The organism is Frankia sp. EI5c, assembly GCF_001636565.1.
Lineage (GTDB): Bacteria > Actinomycetota > Actinomycetes > Frankiales > Frankiaceae > Parafrankia.
The window spans coordinates 1-20,045 of the sequence record NZ_LRTK01000013.1; the positions used below are offsets into that span (position 1 = coordinate 1).

Sequence of the window (20,045 nt, forward strand, 5' to 3'; positions counted from 1 at the left end):
CCGCCGCCTCCGCCGCCGCCTCCGCCACCGCCGCCTCCGCCACCGCCGGGCACTCCGCCGCCTCCGCCGCCGCCGGGCACTCCGCCTCCGCCGCTGGGTGTGCCGCCGCCGCCTGGCACTCCGCCGCCGCCTGGCACTCCGCCGCCGCCGGGCACTCCGCCGCCGCCGGGCACCCCGCCGCCCGGCACTTCGCCGCCGCCGCCGGGTGTGCCGCCGCCGGTCCCGCCGCCGCCGGGCGCTCCGGTCCCGCCGCCGGAGGTTCCGCCGCCGGTACCCCCGCCGTTACTGGTTCCGCCGCCACCGGCGGTGCCGCCCCCGCCGCCGTTGGAGCCGCCGCCCACCTCGCCGGGAGTGGGCGTTGCGCCGCCGCCGCCGACACCGCCGCCGGAGCCACCGGTTCCGCCGCCTGCCCCGCCCGCCCCGGGTGTGCTCGTGCTGACCCCGCCGCCAGCCGCGCCCCCGACGCCGGACTTCGTCGGTACCGGTAGCCCGCCGCCGCCGGTCCCGCCGGCGCAGTTGGCGATGCCGACCGCCGGCACCGTGACCAGCAGGCGGCCGGTGGACGCGTTCCACGGGGAGGCGATCACGGCGAGTGCGCGGGTCGGAAGGAGCATCGACTCGCCGGGTGCGATGGTGGAGATCCCGGAGCCCTGACTGGTGTCGAACCAGCCGAAGCCGAAGGTCTCGTCCGAGCGGTTCCTGATCTCCCAGAGCGGACCATGGGCGGTACAGGTGTAGCTGAGGGCCAGCGGGTTGGTCTCGAAATCCTCAATGCCGTTGATCTCCCGGTCGAAGGGAATCCTGAACGGCAGCAGAGAAAGAAACTGGTCGAGCGCCGCGTCACCAGTGCCGGTAGGTTTCGCCGCCGGGCTGGTGGTGGCGGCTCGCAGGCTGGGAACCGGGGTCGTCGGCAGTGCGCTCGCGCCGCGGCTGGGCGATGCGCTGGGGGACGCGCTCGGGTCCAGGTCGACGGTGACGCCACTGTCGGCGGGCCAGGTGGCCTCCGGACTCGCAAAAATGCCGCTGGTTATGTCGGTGGTCGCGGTTGCCGTCGGCGTGGGCTCGGCCGAGGCGGGTATCGCCGCCGCGGTCAGCGCCGCACCGAGAACGCCGGCCGTGACGGCCCGCATTCTGTTGATGCGCATGAATCCCTCTCCCTGACTTTGACGAGTCACCGTGGCACGCGCCGACGGCGCCCGTCGGTCCACCTGTCCGTGGAAGGTGGTGGTCGACGCGGGGTGCGGATCAGCGTTTGCCGGTCTGTCTCGACTGACACGGAAAGCTACCAATGTCCGGTTGATGGTGAAGTTTCGGGTACCGGTGGATGAAATCGGTCGAGTGTGGGTGCCGACGGTTCGCGTACTGCCCGATCGGCCCGCGGTCGGGAGGCGGTTCGTGCTGATCGCAGGGCCCGCGTCGATCTACCGAAAGATCGTTCCGGCGGCTTGTCGATCTTTCTCATCGACGGACCAGCAGGCATTTTTGCCGACTCTACGTGGGTGTTCGCCCGAAAATATCCCTTATCGGGGNGGCGCCGATCGGTGACTTGGTGCACCAGATCGACTCCCTCCCGTGAGGCTCGATCTGCCCGGTCCGACTCCCGGCCAGGAGCCGGCCCCTACTGGCGGGTGCGCGCGGAATGCCATTTGTCGACACCTTCGGGTAGGCCAGTTCGGGTAGGAGATGAAAGTGCCGCCACCGCCCTGGAAGCCGGTACGCCCGGGTCGGCCGCGAAACCGCCCGCGCCACCGACGGGCATCCCGTGAACGGGGGTGTCCGGGGTGTCACGATCCGTGTCGGGATTTGTTCGCGGATCATTTGCGGGCCGTTGGCCTGGTCCGATGAGGTGAGGTGCCCGCGCGGCGCTCGCGAAGCGGGTCTTCCGGCCGGTGGCCGCCGGATGCCCGACTCGGCCGGCTTCGAGGGAAAACCCGATTCTCGGCCAGGGAAACCCGCGCGGCTCTGACGGCAGGCCGAGAAGTTGTTCGCAGGTCCGGGCGCGCGGTGGTGCCGGTCCACCGACCCGGCCCGCCGCCTTCGGTGTATGGCGCCCACGGGTCGCGCTCCCGTCGCGCTCCCGTCGCGCTCCCGTCGCGCTCCGGCGGCGCCCGGTCGCCTTCCGCGGACCGAGGCTTTGTTTTCCGATTTCCCCGGGTCGAAATCCGTGGCGTGCCGAGCTCCCCGCCGCCCGTTCTCGGTGGCCGGTGGCCGGCCGGCCCCGGTGGCGGCTGCCCGAATGTCATGGATCGGCTCTGGTGGCGGGTGGCTCCCGGTTATGGCCGGCCGCCGCGAATTCTTACCCGAAATCTTCTACTGATCACCGGAGTCGAGTGCGGCCCAGTCCACCAGGTGCTCCGTGGAGGTGAGCCGGGCAGCGAGCAGAACAGCTCCGGCGGCCGNGGACATCCGTGGCCGGACGAACCGTACGAGTGGGCTGGTCGCCGTGATGTGGCTGGTGAAGGCGTCCAGGAAAGCGGGTCCCGACCGGAAGGCACCGCCGACCATCGAGATCGGGAAGTCGCCGGTCAGACCGGTCCGGCGGATGGCGGTCAGCGCCTGCTCGGCCAGCAACCGGCCGGCCTCCGCCAGGATCTCGCCGGCGACGTCGTCCCCGCCGCCGGCGGCCGCGGCGACCTCGGGGGCGAACGCGGCTATCCCCGGCTTGTCGAGCGTGCCGTAGACCAGATCGTCGACATCCTCGACCCGGTCGAGGCGGTAGAAGCCGAGCAGCCGCGGCACGAGGTCCGACCACGGTGCCCGCCCGTCGCGGAACGCCAACGCCGCCCGGATGCCCTGCAGTCCGATCCAGTAGCCCGAGCCCTCGTCGCCGAGGAGATGCCCCCAGCCGCCACAGCGCCACGTCCTGCCGTCGGCGGCGACGCCCAGGGTGTTGCTGCCCGTGCCGCTGATGACCGCGACTCCCGGCTGGCCCAGGGTGCCGGCGGCCCAGGCCGCGACGACGTCGTTGACGATCAGCAGGTCGCCCACCGGCGCCAGCTCGCCGAGCTCCGCCCGCAGTGCCGCCTGGTTCTCGTCGGTGTCGGCACTGGCGATCGCGAGCACCGCGCCGGCCAGGTCGACGACGGTCGCGCCCGCCGCGTCGAGGGCCCCGCGCACTGCTGCCATGATCGAGGCGGCGGCGGCTCCGACCCCGCCCACGTCGAGATTGCTCGGGCCGGCCGTGAAGGTGGCCAGCCTGCCCCGCCGCGGATCGAGAACCGCGGCGGTGGTCTTGGTGCCGCCACCGTCGACTCCCAGCAGGAGGGTGACTGAGCTGGCCGCCGCCGCATCCCGGCCGGTCGGCCGCAGCGCCGTCGGCAGACTGATCAGCGGCGTCTGGCTCGCTGGCTGTGGGCTGTGCACCCGCTTCCGCCTCTCATCCCGGTCATCCCGTTGCCCGGTCATTCCGTTGTGGTCCGGTGGTATCCCGCGGTGGCCGTGGTCGACACCCGACCGCGCCGGCCGGACGGTGCCAGCCCGCGCGGGCCCGCGCATCGCCGGCCGGTGTCCGGGCACCGCGCGCCCAGCCGGGCGTCCGAGCGCCCTCGCCGCCAGGGTGCCAGCCGCCGGCCTGCGGTGACGCGTCCCGGGCGGGCCGGCGGCCACGGAGCCGGGTGCCTGCCCCGCCCCGTTGTTCCTGCCCCGACGGGACATCTGTCTCCCTGTGCGACCGGACACTCCGCGTCCGGTGCCGGCTTCGCTGAGAGACGGTAGTGGGGTGACCGATGACGACGACGACTGGGCACCGCCGCCCGTGCCCGACGGGGACGGCGATCCGGTGGCCGCCGTGGACGAGGCCTTCACCGAAGCCGAGATCGCGTTGCACGCCGGCGCCTGGCGCCCGGACGCGGACGAGCTTGACGCGGCGGTGACGATCCTGCACCACACCGACCCGGCTCGCCGGCGGCCCGGGACGCCGTTGCGCAGGGTGCTCCACCAGGCGCTCGGTGAGACGTACCCGCAGCTCACCGCCTGGCGGATGCGGCCGCAGTACCTCTACGCGGTGGTGAAGACCATGCACCNGCTCGCCTCCGACCCGGTCGAGGGGGAGAACTCGGTGGCGCTGCTGATCGGATGGGACCGGCTCACCGCTCTGCTGCACGAGATAACCGGTGCGGACGGGGCCGCCGGGCCGGCTGCCTCCCCGGGCGGCGAGGGCCCCGGAGCCNGGTCGTAGGGCGGTCATGACGACCGCGCCGGCAGGTTGCTTCCACGACGGAAAAGAGAAACCAGGTGGTGTCGGGAGCAGTCGTCACCGAGTATCGGACACGTGTCCATTCCACGGCAGGAGTCCACGTCCAAGGGCGATCGTGTGAGGGGTGAGCTGCAGGGGCGCAAAGGCGCCGCCGAGCTTCCCTTCGTCGTCGCCCTCGATGACTCGGACACGCCCTACGACGTCGTCGACGCGCTCGCGCTCGCGCCGTTCACCAGCGGCCATCAGCCCTGGGCCCGCAGTGTCCGGATCGATCGTCTCCGGCCGGGAGCCAGCCTGCTGCCCGTGGGCGCCGAGATCGTGCGGACGGTCGTCGAGGACTCGCGTGACTCGCGCCTGGCCACCGGGGAGGGGTGGACGGTGCGTGCGGTGCGCTGGCGGGGCGGCAGCGCGGAGGTGCTGGTCACCGCGGTCAGTGAGGAACTGGCCCGCACGGTGCTGGACGGTGTGGTGCGCCAGGCGGCGGCGGAGTCCGCCAACGAGGGCACCGTGACCATGGGCTTCTGGTATCTGTCGGCGCAGCGGGGCCCGACGCGGATCATCCGCCGGGCCGCGACGACGGCGTGGCCCTCGATCCGGCGGAACTACCCGTCGACGTCGCTGGAACAACTGGACCGCCTGATGGTGATGCGCCCGGAGGCACTGGTCGGGCGACTGATCCTGCTGCACGGGCCCGCCGGGACGGGTAAGACGACGATCCTGCGCGCGCTGGCGCACGAGTGGCGGCGCTGGTGCCAGGTCGACTGCGTCCTCGACCCGGAGGCGCTCTTCGGCGATCCCGGGTATCTGATGGAGGTCGCGATCGGGTCGGACGACGACAGCGACGACGACGACACGGCGGACACGGGCAGCCTCGCGCTGGAGGTGCCGACCGCCGCCGGTGAGCCCGCCGGCCCCCTGGGCGCGGGCGAGACCGCGAACGGTTCCGGTGGCGTCGGGAGTGGCTCCAACGGCGTCGGGAGTGGCGCCGACAGTCCCGGGAGTGGCGCCGACAGCAAGGAGGCCACGGCGGCCACAGCCGCCACAGCCGCCACAGCCGCCACAGCGGCCACAGCGGCCACAGCGGGCGACCAGGATGCGGAGGAGCGGCCGCGGCGGCGCTGGCGGCTGCTCGTCGTCGAGGACTGCGACGAACTGCTGCGTGGTGATGCCCGCAGCGTGTCCGGCCAGGCGCTGTCCCGGCTGTTGAACCTCACCGACGGCCTGGTCGGCCAGGGCCGGGACGTGCTCGTGGCGCTGACGACCAACGAACCGCTGGCCCGCCTGCACCCGGCGATCGTGCGCCCGGGGCGCTGCCTGGCGCAGGTGGAGGTCGGGCCGCTCCCGCGGGAGGAGGCGGTGGCCTGGCTCGGCACCGGGACAGGTGTCGGCGGTTCCATGACGCTCGCGGAGTTGTTCGCGGCCCGGGACGGCCGCCTGCCCGCGGACCCGCCGGAGCGCGACGGCCACACCGGTCTCTATCTCTGACGGCTGTTCCGGTTGTTCCGGTTGTTCCGGCCGTCTCGGCCGGAGCAGCCGGAACAGGTCGGCCCGGCCTCCTCGCGCCGTGTGTGTCGTGACGTTCTCCCGGCCGCTATCGCGCAATCCTTTGGATGTGTTCACCGTCGTTCTTTTTTCGTAACACGCCTGCGGCCCTGCTTGTGAGACGCGTGGCGGGTGGATCGACTACTCTCCCGGCTTGGGGCGGGCATTTGGGGATGCCCTGTTCTCGTTCAATCATCGATCGATAACAGGCTGGGGGGTTGGTTCCGGGGTCTGACCGAGAACCACATGGGGGAACACATGGTACTGCTTCGCGTGGTGCCGCTTCGTGCCCACGGGCCGGCGTGCCCGGCTGCGGGCGTGCCCAGATGGGGCGGGGCGCAAGCGCGCCGTACGGGGTCGTGCCGTTGGCCGGGCGGGCCGCGCGCAACGAATCCCGGTCATCTGGCCGATAAATCATCTGGCCGATAAATTCGTCCGGCCCCTCGCGATTCATTCGATGAATCGCCGGCCCGGGAGTCAGCCATGCCGGTGTGCCCGGGTGGGGCGCCGGCGGGAGAACCAACGATCCGCAGAGCGGCGCGGCCTGCCGTGGTCTGCCGCGCGTCTTCTGCCGCGCACTGTCCCGGACATCGTCGAATCCGCCTCGGACGTCATCGAATCCGAAGTCACCGAATCGGACGTCACCGATCGGGCGCAGCCCCGTCGGACGCCGCCGATCGGCTTTCATCTGTCCGTCGTCGCTCGAGCGCCGCCGGGTTGTCGAGACCCGGAGCGGGCCCCAAGGAGCTTTAGAAGATGCGAATCTTTGTAGTTGGATCCGGAGTTGTGGGGACGGCCACCGGCCGCGGGTTCCTCGAAGCCGGGAACCAGGTGACGTTCATCGACGTCGCGCCGGAAAGGGTGGCCTTTCTGAAAGGGCTCGGCCTGGACGCCCGGACCGAGCTCGACCTGCACGCCCAGGAGGACTCCTTCATCTTCCTCACCCTGCCGACGCCCAACGTCGGCAGCCGCTACGACCTCTCCGCGTTCGTCGCGGGAACCCGCGGGGTCGGGCGGGCCCTGCGCCTGGCCGCGGGCCGCCACACCGTCGTCGTGCGCAGCACGGTCGACCCGGGTACCACCGAAGGGCTGGTCGGACCCCTGCTGGAGCAGGAATCCGGCCTTCGCCAGGGCGACGGGTTCCTGCTGGCCAGCAACCCGGAGTTCCTGCGGGCGGCCTCGGCGGCCGAGGACTTCCGCTGGCCGTGGATGACCGTCATCGGCGCGCGTAACCGGCGCGTCCAGGAGCGGCTCGCCGAGCTTCTCGCCCCCTTCGGGGGAAGCCTGCGGATCTTCGATGATCCGATGACGGCCGAGTTCGTCAAATGCGCGCACAACATCTTCAACGCGACGAAGATCTCGTTCTGGAACGAGATGCACACCGTCGCCGAGCGGCTCCGCCTCGACCTCGGCGCGATCGCCGACACCGTCTCGCGGTCGGCCGAGGCCTCCTTCAATCCCAGGTACGGAATCCGGGCCGGCGCCCCCTTCGGCGGGGTCTGCCTGCCCAAGGACACGATGGCCTTCCTCGGTTTCGCCGCGGGCGTGGGCGTCGACATGCCGATCCTGCGGTCCGTCATCGAGATGAACGCCAGGTTCGTCGACCGCGCCGCCGCCGCCGGTGCCGGTGGTTTCACCGGTGCGGACGGTTTCACCGTCGCCGGCGTCGACGGACTGGCCGGCCCCGACGGGATCGAGAGCACCGGGCGCGCCGAGACGACCGCCTCGACCGACCGCGGTGGCGGTCAGTACGGCCGACCGCTTGCCACCCGGGCCGCGGTGCTGGCGGCCGGCGCCGGCACGCCGAGCGCGCGCTGGGCGGCGGGCGAGGTTCCCAGACAGCCGACGGACACCTTCGGGCTGGAGCCGACGGAAGGCACACCGCGATGAGGACCCTGCTGCCGTGGCTGCTTCTCGTGGCCTTTCTCCGACCACTGATCGAAATCTTCATCCTGGCTGCCGGCGAATGGTGGTTCCACACGACCTTCCGGCAGAACCGGGACCTGTTCTCCCGCTACATCATCCAGATCACCACCGTCGGCCGGGAACAGGACCGGGTGAACGAGATCATCCGCGAGATCCGTTCGTTCCNGATGACGATGAACTACGAGATCTGGGTGACCAACGAGCCTGGCAACGGCGACATCTACCCGGAGGCCGACCGGGTCATAACCGTGCCCACCGACTTCACCTGCGTCNCCCAGTACAAGGCGCGCGCGCTGGAGTTCAGCCGTATCGTGCGCCAGCATCTCGGGTACGACACGGCGGAGACCAAGATTACCTTCCTGGACGACGACACCTCGCCGACCTGGGAATATCTTGAAACCGCCTACGCGGCCGACTACGACATCTGCCAGGGTGTGACGGCGCCGCGCATCGACTACGGCAGCGGGCCCTTCTCGCACTTCCTGCTGAGCCACATCGATGACCTTCGCTTCCACAACTGCATGACCTACTGCTCGTCGTTCCAGGGAATCCTGGGGCGGCCGCTGTTCGTGCACGGCGAGGGCCTGACCATCACCGGTCACACCGAGCGGACGGTCACCTGGAACTGGCGGATCTTCGCCTCCGAGGACCTCACCTTCGGCTGTAACGCCGCCGCGGCCGGCCTGCGCTGGGGATTCTTCCACGAGTACATCCAGCTGACCTCCCCGTGGACCTGGAAGGCGTACTTCAAGCAGCGCCGCCGGTGGATGTGGGGAAACATCCACGCCATCGTGAACCGGGACGTCCTGCCGCTGGGCGCCGCGATCAGGATCGCGGTGCGGTACTTCCTGAGCCTCTTCACCTTCGTCGCCTCGGGCACGGCGGTCGGGCTGATTCTCACCGACGTGATCGAGGTCTCCGGCTGGGCACACTCGCTCTTCTGGTGCTCGCTGGCGGTCTGGCTGGTGAACTTCGGGCTGAGCGGCTGGGTCAACGCCGGCCTGCGCCGGCCCGGGATGAGCAACGCGAAGTTCTGGACCAACCGCGTTCTGCAGACCCTGGCCGCGATCGTCCTGGCCCCGCTGACCGCCACCTTCACCATCGTCGCGCTCATCACGACGCTCTACATGGGCAACCCGCGCAGCTTCGAGGTCATCGCCAAGACCGCGGCGACGAGCAACCGGCGTGAGCGGGACGGGAACGGCGCAGAGCACGCCGACCAGGCCGGGCAGCCCGCCATTCCGGCGGCCCGGGACGGTTCCGCCCCGGCCGACACGGTCCCGGTACCCGCCTCCACCTTCGGGGAGCCCCCGCGATGACGACGAGATCACCCCGCCCGGCCGACCCGCCCGGCCCGCCCGGCCCGTCCGGACCCGTGACCGGGTTCGGCGGGGCCGCAGCGCGGGCGTCCGCCGGCACGGCCACCACCCACGGGCCGGGGAGCGCGGCGAGCGCCGGCCGTGCCGCCAACGCCGGCAGCGCCGCCAACGCCGGCAGCGCGACGTCCACAATGAGCGCGGCGAGCACCAGGAGCCTCCCGCGGCAGGCCGGCCCACCGGACGCCGCGCTCGTGGCGGCGCTGCGGCGCCGGGAGCTGTCCCGGCGCCGGGGCGTGCACCTGCTCCTCGCGGCGATGACGCTGCTGAGCGCGGTCGCGCTCAGCGTCACCGTCGGCCGGGAGTACCGCGATCTGACGTCCACCACCGAGTACTTCCACCGGCACGCGTACGTGCCGTCCTACGACCCGCTCAGCAACGTGATCCTCGGGCTGCCGCCCAACACCATCGACATCCACAGCAGCGTGCCGTCCCCGGACATCCGGGGCATCGCGTTGCGCTCGTCGGACATCACGCTCATGGCGGGCGGTGAGCTGGTGCGCACCATCCCGCTGGCGGGTCCGGTCGCCGGGCTTCNGGACGTCGTCCGCGCGGTCGACGACCCGTCCTGGATCGATACCGACGGGCGCGGGCGGGTCACCCTGTACGCGGCGCTCGTCGTGTCACCGGGGGCGACGCTGACCATCAGCGAACCGGTCCGGGAACTGGTGATGGCGGTGCGGCGCGGCGTGCTGCTCGGCGCCGACGGCGGGCGGCTCACGGTGGACGGCGTGCTGGTCCGGCCCGACACGATCGGCGGGGACCCGGCGCGGCACGCCGTGGACGAGCGGCGCCCGTTCGTCATCGCCACGAACGGGGCGCGCATGACCATCACCCGCAGCCACCTGACCTATCTGGGCCGGGACTGGAACAGCTCCTACGGTCTCTCCTGGTCGGACGGCGCCAGCGGCAGCCTGGTGCATTCCGAGGTGGACCACAGCTTCATCGGGACGTACACNGACCACGCCCGGGACGTGGCGATCGAGCGGAACTGGTTCCACGACAACACGCTGTACGGCGTCGACCNGCACAGCTACTCCACCAACATCTCCGTGCGGCACAACGTCAGCGAGGGCAACGGCCGGCACGGGATCATCTTCTCGGACTTCGTCACCGGCGGCGTCGTCGAGGGGAACATCACCNGGAACAACCGGCTCAACGGGATCATGATGGACGCGTCCAGCTCCGGAAACCGGATCATCGGCAACACGTCCACCCAGAACCGCGGCGACGGGATCGTGCTCGCCTCCTCGCCGGACAACGTGATCGCGAACAACAAGGTCACCGACAACCGGGTCGGTATCCACGCCCGGGGCGACCGCCGGGGCATCCAGGTTCGCGGCAACACGGTGGCGGACAACCAGCTCGCGGCGCAGGGTCTGGACCTGGGCGGGAACAACGGGAACACGCTGCGTGGCAACGGCGACCAGTGGCGGCTGCGGGTACTGGTCGGGATCTGGAGCTCGGTGCCGATGACCGCGCTGCTGCTGAGTGGCCTCACCGGGCTCGCGCGGCGCCGGCGGGACCGGGTGAGCGGCCGCCCCGTGCCCGGGCTCGGAACCTGACATGACGGCCGGGACAGCCGACGGCGGGCGGCCGCGGAAGTTCCGCCCGGACATCGAGGGCCTCCGCGCGGTCGCGGTGGTCCTGGTCGTCCTCGGGCACTCCGGGCTGGCCCTGCCCGGCGGCTTCGTCGGCGTGGACGTCTTCTTCGTGATCTCGGGCTTCCTCATCACCCGCCAACTGGTGACGGAACGGTCGACCCACGGACGGATCTCGCTGGTCGGCTTCTACGCCCGGCGGGCCCGACGCATCATCCCGGCCGCCACCGTCGTGATCGTGGCGACGATGCTGGCCGCCTGGCGGTGGATGTCGCCGCTGCGCATCCATTCCGCCGGGACGGACGCCGGGCTCGCCGCGGTGTCGCTGATCAACCTCCGGCTCGCCCAGGCGGGCACCGACTACCTGCGGGCGGACGGGCCGCCATCGCCGTTCCAGCACTTTTGGTCGCTGGCGGTCGAGGAGCAGTTCTACGCGGTGTGGCCGCTGCTGCTGGTCGTGGCGGCCGCGCTCGCCGGCCCGGCCCGGCGCAGAAGTGCCGGGCCGGTCGCGGTGCTGCTGGTCGTGGTGGTCGCGGTGTCGCTGGCCCTCAGTGTGATCATCACGCCGCGGTCGGCGCCCTGGGCCTACTTCGGAAGCCACACACGGGCATGGGAACTCGCCCTGGGCGCGCTGGTCGCGCTCGCGGCCCCGCGCCTGGGGCGGATGCCACCGGCGCTGTCGGCCCAGCTGAGCTGGTTGGGCCTGGCCGGGATCATGGTCGCCGCCGTGGTGTTCGGCGAGGCCACGCCGTACCCCGGGCTGGCCGCGGTGCTGCCGGTCGCCGGGTCGGCGCTGGTGGTGGCCGGTGGCTGCGCGTCGCCGCGCCGCGGAGCCGAGCTGCTGCTGGGCCGCCGTCCCTGCCAGCTGCTGGGCCGGGTCAGCTACTCCTGGTACCTGTGGCACTGGCCGGTGCTGATCCTGTGGCCCGAGGCCACCGGGGAGCCGCTCGGCACGGTTGGGAAGTTCGCCGCGATCGGGTTGTCGCTGCTGCTGGCAATGATCAGCTACCACCTGGTCGAGCACCCGGTCCGGAGCCGGCCGGCGCTGGCGCGGCGGCCGGTGCTGGGGCTCGGCCTCGGCGGGTGCGCGGTCGCGGTCTCGGTCGCGGTCGTCGTGGTTGTCACCCAGGTGGCGGCGCTGCCCACCGGCGGTGGGCGGCCGGCAGCCAGCCTGGACACCCTCGCCGGAGCCGGAGCTCCGCGGCTGGGGGAGGGGGCGGGGGCGGGCGGCGGACCGCCGGCTGCGGGCGGGCCGGGCGGCGACCGGGGGGCCTCCGCCGGGCTCACCCGGATGATCGAGCAGTCGCTGGACATCGACGGGCTGCCGGCGGAGCTGCGGCCTTCCCTGGATCAGGCACCGAGTGACTACAAGGCGAACAAGTGCTACGCCTCGATCACCAGCAGCACTCCGACCGACTGCGTCTACGGTGATCCGCACGGCTCGCGGACGGTGGTGCTGTACGGGGACTCGCACGCCAACCAGTGGTTCAACGCGATGAACGAGACGAGTCGCCAGTACGGCTGGCGGCTCGTCCCCTACACCAAGGGCGGCTGCCCGCCGGCCGACTATCCGAACTTCGTGCTGGAAACCCTCCGACGCGTCTACAGCGAGTGCAACACCTGGCGCGCCGACGCCCTGGAGCGGATCAGGGCGCTGTCGCCCGACCTGGTGGTCATCGGCTCGGAGGCGCGGACGGAGGCGATCAGGGTCGGCCCCGGCGGCATGGCGAAGGTGGTGCGCGACCTGCGCTCGACCGGTGCCAAGGTCGTCCTCATCGCGGACACGCCCTATCCGGGGTTCGACGTCCCGGACTGCCTGGCGCGTAATCCGGAGAAGGTTCGGAAATGCGTTGTCTCGGTCTCGGAGGCGAAACTGACCGAGCCACAGCGGGCCATCGAGAACAGGGGCGCGCTGGCCGGCGGAGCGATGATTGTCGATCCGGTGCCGTGGCTGTGCGCGAAGGACCGGTGCCCGCCGATCATCGGGGACACGGTCGTGTACTACGACAAGAGCCATATCACCGGGACGTATTCGGCGGCGCTGGCACCCTATCTCGGGCCGGAGTTGGTCCGGCTCGCCGGTTGACCGGAGAAGCTCGGCGGAGGCCCGCCCGCGTGCGTGGGTCCGGCGTGCGTGGTTGCACGCGGGCGGGCCGGTTCTCAGACCGGTTCTCGGGTCGCCGCGCCGGTTTCGCCGGCGGACCTGGATACCCCGGGGGGCGGCCTAATATCTTCGGGACGGAACGTGGTTCGGGGGGGTCGCGATGGGGGCGACGTCGCGGCGTCGGATTCTTCTCGCTGCGGCGCTGGCCGCGGGGGGTGTGGGGGGCGCGGGCGCGCTGGCCGGCTGTACCGCCGGGTCCCCGGGCCCCGGGGACCCGGCCCGCCCGCCCGCGACGCCCCTGGCAGAGCCGGCCCCGGCCCCGGTGGCCCCGCATCTGCGGAGTTTCTTCGGGCCTGAGCTGGTCATGCGCGGTCGTGGTTCGTTCGGCCTGGCCGATGTGGTGGTGCGGCCGGCCGGCCCGGGCTGCGGGTGGAGATCCGCCCAGGTCTGGTATCCGGCGGGTTCGGCCAGTCAGGCGTCGGTCGAGGCCGACGGTGCCCCCTCCGGCGGGGCGCAGGTGTATCTCCTGCTGCGTGACGGCCCGCGCGACGAACTGCACCTGAGTTACCGGGTCCGTTTCGGCAAGGGCTTCCAGTTTGCCCGGGGAGGTAAACTCCCCGGCCTTTTCGGGGGAACGCACGTAGCCGGCGGGCATACCCCTGACGGTACTAACGGGTTCTCGACCCGTTACATGTGGCGGAGCGGAGGGAAAGGGCAGGTATATGCCTATCTCCCGGCATCCACCCAGTACGGAACAACCCTTGGTCTGGGAACCTGGGAGTTCGTGCCGGGACGCTGGACGGCGGTGCAGCAGCGCGTCCGCCTGAACACGCCGGGCAGAGCCGACGGATCACTGACCGTCTGGATTGATGGCCGGGAGGTGTTCCGCCAGGACGGAATGCTCTACCGGAGCACGCCGGCACTGCGGATAGAAGGTGTCTTCTTCTCCACCTTCTTCGGCGGTGACGATCTGACCTGGGCCAGCCCGGTCGACCAGTACGCCGACTTCGCGACCTTCGTGGTCTCGGACCGCTTCATCTGGGCGGGTCCCGCCGGCCTGTGCTGAGCAGCCCGGCGGGACCGTGCCCTGTCGTTCGTGACCTCCAGGTCAGCGGCGACCGCGGCGCCGGCTTTCCCGGCCGTCGCCGCCGGTGCTACCGAGAGTCACCTCATCGCCGCTGACCAGCCCGGCCCGGCGCAGCGCGTCGGCGATCGCACCGTCGGTCCGCCCGCCGCGCTGGCCGCCACCGCTGCGCTGGCCGCCACCGCCACCGCGCTGGCCGCCACCGCCACCACCGCTGCCGCCGCGCTGGCCACCGCCGCCACCCGGGCCACCACCGCGGCGCTGGCCGCCGACCCGTCCCCCGGAGCCGTCACCTGACGGCCCGCCGGCAGCCTGCCCGCTTTCCCGGCCGGCACCGCCGCGGTTCTGCCCACCGCGGGCACCTCGGCCGCCGCGGCGCTCACCCTGGCCACCGCCGGCCTCGCCGGTGCCGGGCTCGTCGTCCAGCCGCAGCGTGAGGGAGATCCGCTTGCGCGGGATGTCGACGTCCAGAACCTTCACCCGCACGATGTCGCCGGGCTTGGCGACCTCGCGGGGGTCACTGACGAAGTTCTTCGACATCGCCGAGACGTGCACGAGCCCATCCTGGTGGACACCGATGTCGACGAAGGCCCCGAAGGCGGCGACGTTGGTCACCACGCCCTCCAGCACCATGCCCGGAACCAGGTCGGCGAGCTTCTCCACGCCCTCGGTGAACTCGGCGGTCCGGAACGCCGGTCGCGGGTCGCGCCCGGGCTTCTCCAGCTCGGCGAGAATGTCCGTCACGGTCGGCAGGCCGAAGGTGTCGTCCACGAAGTCGGTGGGGCGCAGGCTTCGCAGGGTCTTCGCGTCACCGATCAGCGCACTCAGGTCACCACCGGTCACCGTCAGGATGCGCCGGACGACCGGGTAGGACTCCGGGTGCACGCTGGAGCTGTCGAGCGGGTCGTCACCGCCGCGGATCCGCAGGAAGCCGGCGCACTGCTCGAACGCCTTCGGCCCCAGCCGCGGCACGTCGAGCAGGCCCGTCCGGGAGCGGAACGGCCCGTTGGTGTCCCGGTGGCGGATGATGTTGTCGGCGAGGCCGCCGCTGATGCCGGAGACCCGGGCGAGCAGCGGGGCCGAGGCGGTGTTGACGTCCACGCCGACCGCGTTCACGCAGTCCTCGACGACGGCGTCCAGCGAGGAGGAGAGCCGGGCCTCGGACAGATCGTGCTGGTACTGCCCGACCCCGATCGACTTCGGGTCGATCTTCACGAGTTCGGCCAGCGGATCCTGCAACCGCCGCGCGATGGACACCGCGCCGCGCAGTGAGACGTCCAGTGTGGGCAGTTCCTGGGAGGCGTAGGCCGACGCGGAATACACCGAGGCACCGGCCTCGGAGACCATGACCTTGGTCAGCTTCAGCTCGGGGTGCCGGCGGATCAGGTCCTCGGCGAGCTTGTCGGTCTCCCGGGACGCCGTGCCGTTGCCGATGGCGATCAGATCGACGCCGTGCTCGGCGGCGAGGCGGGCCAGGGTCGCGATCGACTCGTCCCAGCGGCGGGCCGGCACATGCGGGTAGATCGTGTCGGTCGCGACGGCCTTGCCGGTGGCGTCGACCACCGCCACCTTCACACCGGTGCGGAAGCCCGGGTCGAGGCCCATCGTGCGCCGTTCCCCGGCCGGAGCGGCGAGCAGCAGGTCGCGCAGGTTCGCGGCGAAGACCCGCACCGCGGTTTCCTCGGCGGACGTCCACAGCCGCATCCGCAGGTCCACACCGAGGTGGACGAGGATGCGCGTGCGCCAGGCCCACCGGACGGCGTCGAGCAGCCAGCGGTCGGCCGGGCGCCCTTCGTCGGCGATGCCGAAGTGCTCGGCGATGCGCCGCTCGTAGTCACTGGGACCGGGCGCGGGCGGCTCCGCCGGGTCGACCGGCGCCTCGGGGTCCAGGGTGAGGTCGAGCACCTCCTCCTTCTCGCCGCGGAACATCGCGAGGATGCGGTGGGACGGCAGTCTGGTGAAGGGCTCGGCGAAGTCGAAGTAGTCGGCGAACTTCGCGCCGTCGGCATCCTTGCCCTCGCGCACCCGGCTGACGAGGAAACCGCGAGACCACATCTGCTCCCGCAGCCCGCCGATCAGGTCCGCGTCCTCGGCGAACCGCTCGACCAGGATGGCGCGGGCGCCTTCCAGCGCCGCCGCGACGTCGGCGACGCCCTTCTCCCCGTCGACGTAGGCCGCCGCCGCCTCGCGCGGGTCGAGTGACCGGTCGGTGAGCAGGGCGTCGGCGAGCGGCTCCAGGCCGGCCTCACGCGCGATCTGGGCCTTGGTCCGGCGCTTCGGCTTGTAGGGGAGGTAGATGTCCTCCAGCCGGGCCTTCGTCTCCGCCGCCCTGATCTGGGCCTCGAGGGCGTCGTCGAGCTTGCCCTGGCTCCGGATGGAGTCCAGGATCGCGGCCCGGCGTTCCTCCAGCTCCCGCAGATAACCCAGCCGCTCCTCAAGGGCGCGCAGATGCGCGTCGTCCAGCGTGCCGGTTGCCTCCTTGCGGTACCNGGCGATGAACGGCACGGTCGCCCCGCCGTCGAGCAGGTCGATCGCCGAGGCCACCTGGCTCTCGCGCACGCCCAGCTCCGCGGCGATCCGCGCCTGGACAGTCACCGTCTCCGGGACGGACACCGTCGTCACGATCCGTAACCGCCTTTGCCTGTGTCCTCGTCGTCCCCGCCGGTTCCTCCCCGGGGGTTGGTACCTCAGATAATCCCTCCCGGCGGATCCCTCGCGGCGTTCGGGGTGAGCCTGGTGTCAGGGGAGCGGCGGGCGGACGGGCCGATGGCGGCCCTGCCGGGCGGCTCGCGGCGGGGCCGGCCAGGCGCGGATGCGCCTTCCGTCGCATTGTGTACGGATCGTGACGTCGTTCCGCGAGCCTGGCTGCCAGCCGGCCGAGGTGTGCCCGCCCGAGCGGAATACTGTGTGCGTCCGTTGACATAGGATGTCGGCGAAATTCGAGGGACCTGTCACGTTCGGCTCCGGAACCGCGACGCCGATCTCACCGGGGGTCCGGTGTGGTGTCGTCCGGGTTCCGTGCGGGCCGCCGGCGGTTTGGTGATCGAATGCGGAGGGAGCTGTGGGCGACCTGCACGGTGCAGCTGGCGACGCGGTCTCGTCTTTCGTGCACGAGGCGTTCGTCTACCGTGGGCCGGCAGGTTTCCGGTCGGAGGCCGCCGGTTTCGTCCGGGCCGGGGTCGAGCGCGGTGAGGCTGTCCTGGTGGCGGTCACGCCGAGCAATGCCGAGACGTTGCGCTCCGAACTGGGCCCGATCGCCTCGCGGGTTTCGTTCGTGGACATCACCGAGGTCGGCCGAAACCCCGGGCGGGTCATTCCCGCCTGGGTGGAGTTCCTTGAGGAGGCCCACGCACGCGGGGCCGGGGCCCGCGGCCTCGGCGAGCTCGTCTGGGCTGGGCGCAGTGCGGCGGAGATCGCCGAGTGCGCCCGCTGTGAATCCCTGGTGAACCTGGCCTTCGGTGCCTCGTCGGGGCTCCGTCTGCGCTGCGCCTATGACGCCTCCGCGTTGCCCGCGGCCGTGGTCGACGGGGTCTGGCGGACGCATCCGCGGGTGCTGGGGGCGCCTTCGGCGCCCGCGCGGGAGCGGCGCGCCGCGGATGATGATGCGCTGTGGCCGGATCTGCCACCACCCGCCGTGCCCGGCGACGAGATCACCGCCCTGCCGTTCACGGCGGGCACCCTGCTGGCGGCCCGGCAGCAGGTGCTCCTGTACGCCACCAAGTCCGGTGTGCCCGCCGACCGGGTCAGCGACCTGGAACTGGCCATCCACGAGATTCTCACGAACAGTGTGCGCCACGGCGGCGGCGCCGGGCTGCTGCGCGTGTGGACGGAGCAGGCCACGCTGGTCTGCGAGGTCTCCGACCGCGGCCAGGTGCGCGACGCGTTGGCCGGGCACCGCGCCCCCGCGCTCGACGCGGAGGGCGGGCGCGGGCTGTGGCTGGCCCACCAGCTCTGTGACCTCGTCCAGCTGCGGTCGTCACCGGCCGGCACCGTCGTCCGGCTGCACTGCGGTCCGGCGGCCTCCGACCAGGGCTAAGGGCTGGGTCGGGCTGAGCTGGGCTGGGTCGGGCTGGGTCGGGCTGCGCCGCCGCCGTCGCCGGCGGCAGCCCAGCGCAGCCGGTCAGCGCAGCCGGGCCTCCAGGCTGTCCAGGACGCCGCTGTTCAGCCGCCGGATGCCGATCGGCGCGAAGGTCTTCTCGAAGAAGCCGCCGATGCCGCCCGCGCCATCCCAGGTCGTGTGGGCCGAAACGGTGCTGCCGCCCGCCCCGGCGGCCCGTACCGTCCACTGGACGCGCAGCGAGGAATTCTGGTCGCTTTCCAGCAGTGTGCCGGCCTTCGGGGCACTCACCACCGCGTCGACGTCGCGCACGCGCTTACGGGTGGCGTGCAGCCGGTAGGTGATGCGGGTGCCGGCACCCACCCCGCCCTCGACCACCTTGTAGTCGGTGATCATGTCGGGCCACAGCTGCCCCCGGGTGTCCGCGTAGTCGGCCAGCAGGTCCAGCACCCGCTCCGGCGGTCCCGCGACGATCCGTTCCACCTCGACACTGATGCGCGCCATTCGCCAACTCCATCCGTTCGGCTCGGCCTGGTGGCCGCCGTCCCGTGAATGCCGAGACTATCCCCACCGACGACAAATACGCCGGCCGGGCGCCTCGCCACCGGGATCCGCCGGCGAATTGTGGGAACGCGGGCCGGTCGATAATGTGACCGCGCGGCCGGGCAGTGAAACCTCGGCAGGTGATCCGCACGGCAGCGGGAAAGACCGCATGCGGGTGACATGCCGGTTGGACGGAGGTCCTGTGCAACATTCTCCGCAGACTTCCCCGGAATCCGGCGGGCCGGGCCCCCGGCGCGCGCCGCTGCGGGCGGTCGGCGACACGCTGGTCTGTTTCGCGGGTGGGCAGGCCAGATTCCTGCCGCCGGCCGATCGGGCCCGGTTCGTCACCGCCGGTGTGCTGATGCTGCTGACCGCGGCCCTCGCCACCTATGCCGGGGCGATGGTGGTCTCCGTCGGGTTCGGCACCGGTCTGGGGCAGGCACTTCCCTACGGGCTCTTCTACGCCCTGTTCATATTCTTCATCGATCGCTCCGTACTGTTGACACAGCCCTCCTACCGATATGGCGCGGACGGCGGGGTGGAAACCGGTGGCCCGGGCCTTTCGGTCGCGGTCCGGGTGTTCATCGCGGTCTGCGGAGCGATCATCGTCGGCGAGGCCGTCCTGCTGCGGATCTTCGAGTCGTCGATCGCGACCAATGTCACCGAGATCCAGCAGGAGGAGACCGGCCGGATGCTGGCGGCCTGGGACGGGAACCAGGAGAGCGAGCTCGCGGCCCGCACCGCCGACCTGGCGGCGAAACAGAAAAGCCTCGACGCGGCCAACGCGCTCGTCGAGGCGAAGACCGCCGAGGTGAACTGCCAGCTGACCGGCGGCCCGACCTGTCTCGGTGGTGCCGGCCCTGTCTATCAGGTCAAGATGGCCGAGCTCGCCGCGGCCACGACCGCCGTCACGAACGCGACCAGCCTGCGCGACGCCGCCCAGCGGAACCTCGACGAGTACCGCTCCGGCCAGGGGAAGAGCCGCTCCGACTTCGCCCGGACGNCCGCCGGCACGAGTGGCGCGGCGAACGACCTGCTCATGCNGGAGAAGGCGTTCTGGCGTCTCACCATGCGGGACGGGTCGGTGCTTGCCTGGCGGCTGCTGCTGACCCTGCTGCTGCTCGGGGTCGACCTGGCACCGCTGCTGTCGAAACGCAGCCTGGACGCGACCTCCTACCGGCGCCGGGAACGGCTCGCCCGCTGGCGGGACGAGACGGACGTCGATGTGGAGGCCCTGCAGGTCGGGCACACCGCCCGAGAACGGCGTGACCTGGCGCCGGCGGCGGCGGCGCGGCTCGCTGCCCGCTGGGAGGACTACCTGCTCCGCCGGGACGGCGTCGAGTCGGCCGTCCGGTGGACGGCGGACACGGCCGACGCACGCCTCGCGGAGGAGGAGATCGGGGCGGACCGGGAGGCCCGGGCACGGGAGCTTCGGAGCCGGCACGGGATCCTGGCGGTTCCGCGTTCGCCCTCGAACGGCGCTGTCGCGACCGGAGCCGTGACCCCGGCGACGCCGGGTTCGGAAATCACCGCGGCAGACGGCCTGGCCGTGTCCTCAGCGTCAGTGGGCCCGCCGACGGCGCCGAGGCCACCGGCGGACCCACCGGACAGGTGATC

11 protein-coding genes and 7 pseudogenes are annotated in these 20,045 nt (G+C 71.9%); 12 read left to right on the top strand and 6 right to left on the bottom strand.

The features are described from left to right. The 3 genes and pseudogenes from UG55_RS29090 to UG55_RS09150 all read right to left on the bottom strand — a co-directional run. Positions 1-1,145 (bottom strand): hypothetical protein (locus tag UG55_RS29090; protein ID WP_066065744.1); only part of this gene is annotated, 1,145 nt, incomplete at its 3' end. Positions 1,146-2,310: 1,165 nt separating this feature from the next. After that, a partial coding sequence (locus UG55_RS45230) for a hypothetical protein (RefSeq protein ID WP_255360454.1) occupies positions 2,311-2,399 on the bottom strand: 89 nt, incomplete at its 5' end. A gap of 1 nt (position 2,400) precedes the next feature. Continuing rightward, a pseudogene (locus tag UG55_RS09150) lies at positions 2,401-3,654 on the bottom strand (BadF/BadG/BcrA/BcrD ATPase family protein); the annotation flags it as partial. A gap of 616 nt (positions 3,655-4,270) precedes the next feature. Here UG55_RS09150 and UG55_RS09160 point away from each other — a divergent pair. The 9 genes and pseudogenes from UG55_RS09160 to UG55_RS09185 all read left to right on the top strand — a co-directional run bounded on the left by UG55_RS09160 (position 4,271) and on the right by UG55_RS09185 (position 13,810). Further along, positions 4,271-5,680, top strand: coding sequence for a DUF5925 domain-containing protein (locus UG55_RS09160; protein WP_396230849.1), 1,410 nt, complete (start codon positions 4,271-4,273; stop codon positions 5,678-5,680). 813 nt (positions 5,681-6,493) lie between these two features. Next, positions 6,494-7,627: a UDP-glucose/GDP-mannose dehydrogenase family protein gene (locus UG55_RS09165; protein ID WP_066065753.1), complete on the top strand. Its 1,134-nt coding sequence runs from the start codon at positions 6,494-6,496 to the stop codon at positions 7,625-7,627. A 347-nt stretch (positions 7,628-7,974) separates the two neighbouring features. Then, positions 7,975-8,982: a glycosyltransferase family 2 protein gene (locus tag UG55_RS09170; protein WP_242424063.1), complete on the top strand. Its 1,008-nt coding sequence runs from the start codon at positions 7,975-7,977 to the stop codon at positions 8,980-8,982. A 728-nt stretch (positions 8,983-9,710) separates the two neighbouring features. Continuing rightward, positions 9,711-9,997 (top strand): annotated as a pseudogene (locus UG55_RS45235) (hypothetical protein); the annotation flags it as partial. A 1-nt stretch (position 9,998) separates the two neighbouring features. Beyond that, positions 9,999-10,065: pseudogene (locus UG55_RS34390) on the top strand (hypothetical protein); the annotation flags it as partial. A 1-nt stretch (position 10,066) separates the two neighbouring features. Beyond that, positions 10,067-10,181: pseudogene (locus UG55_RS34395) on the top strand (hypothetical protein); the annotation flags it as partial. 1 nt (position 10,182) lies between these two features. Beyond that, positions 10,183-10,604: pseudogene (locus tag UG55_RS34400) on the top strand (right-handed parallel beta-helix repeat-containing protein); the annotation flags it as partial. A 1-nt stretch (position 10,605) separates the two neighbouring features. Next, a complete protein-coding gene (locus tag UG55_RS09180) occupies positions 10,606-12,726 on the top strand; it encodes an acyltransferase family protein (protein WP_066065760.1) in 2,121 nt (706 codons plus the stop codon). 382 nt (positions 12,727-13,108) lie between these two features. Further along, entirely contained in the window at positions 13,109-13,810 is a 702-nt protein-coding gene (locus tag UG55_RS09185) for a polysaccharide lyase (RefSeq protein WP_242424053.1), read from the top strand. 42 nt (positions 13,811-13,852) lie between these two features. Here UG55_RS09185 and UG55_RS09190 read toward each other — a convergent pair. Further along, the coding region (locus UG55_RS09190) for a Tex family protein (RefSeq protein ID WP_242424054.1) at positions 13,853-16,317 on the bottom strand (2,465 nt) is incomplete at its 5' end. Between the two features lies 1 nt (position 16,318). Continuing rightward, positions 16,319-16,450: pseudogene (locus tag UG55_RS34405) on the bottom strand (Tex-like N-terminal domain-containing protein); the annotation flags it as partial. A gap of 439 nt (positions 16,451-16,889) precedes the next feature. On the opposite strand from UG55_RS34405, the gene UG55_RS09195 reads away from it, so the two are divergent. Further along, a complete protein-coding gene (locus UG55_RS09195) occupies positions 16,890-17,864 on the top strand; it encodes a sensor histidine kinase (RefSeq protein ID WP_083986609.1) in 975 nt (324 codons plus the stop codon). A gap of 84 nt (positions 17,865-17,948) precedes the next feature. Here UG55_RS09195 and UG55_RS09200 read toward each other — a convergent pair whose 3' ends face one another. After that, entirely contained in the window at positions 17,949-18,389 is a 441-nt protein-coding gene (locus UG55_RS09200; RefSeq protein WP_066065769.1) for an SRPBCC family protein, read from the bottom strand. Between the two features lie 241 nt (positions 18,390-18,630). Here UG55_RS09200 and UG55_RS34410 point away from each other — a divergent pair. Both UG55_RS34410 and UG55_RS34420 read left to right on the top strand, forming a co-directional pair. Next, positions 18,631-19,431 (top strand): DUF4407 domain-containing protein (locus tag UG55_RS34410; RefSeq protein WP_242424055.1); only part of this gene is annotated, 801 nt, incomplete at its 3' end. A gap of 41 nt (positions 19,432-19,472) precedes the next feature. Further along, positions 19,473-20,043, top strand: a pseudogene (locus UG55_RS34420) (DUF4407 domain-containing protein); the annotation flags it as partial. Positions 20,044-20,045: the final 2 nt, after the last annotated feature.

What these genes read in the sequence shown, in the direction of transcription:
- UG55_RS09165 (WP_066065753.1), top strand. Translation starts at nt 6,494, where the DNA reads ATGCGAATCTTTGTAGTTGGATCCGGAGTTGTGGGGACGGCCACCGGC.
- UG55_RS09180 (WP_066065760.1), top strand. Translation starts at nt 10,606, where the DNA reads ATGACGGCCGGGACAGCCGACGGCGGGCGGCCGCGGAAGTTCCGCCCG.
- UG55_RS09185 (WP_242424053.1), top strand. Translation starts at nt 13,109, where the DNA reads ATGCGCGGTCGTGGTTCGTTCGGCCTGGCCGATGTGGTGGTGCGGCCG.
- UG55_RS09200 (WP_066065769.1), bottom strand. Translation starts at nt 18,389, where the DNA reads ATGGCGCGCATCAGTGTCGAGGTGGAACGGATCGTCGCGGGACCGCCG.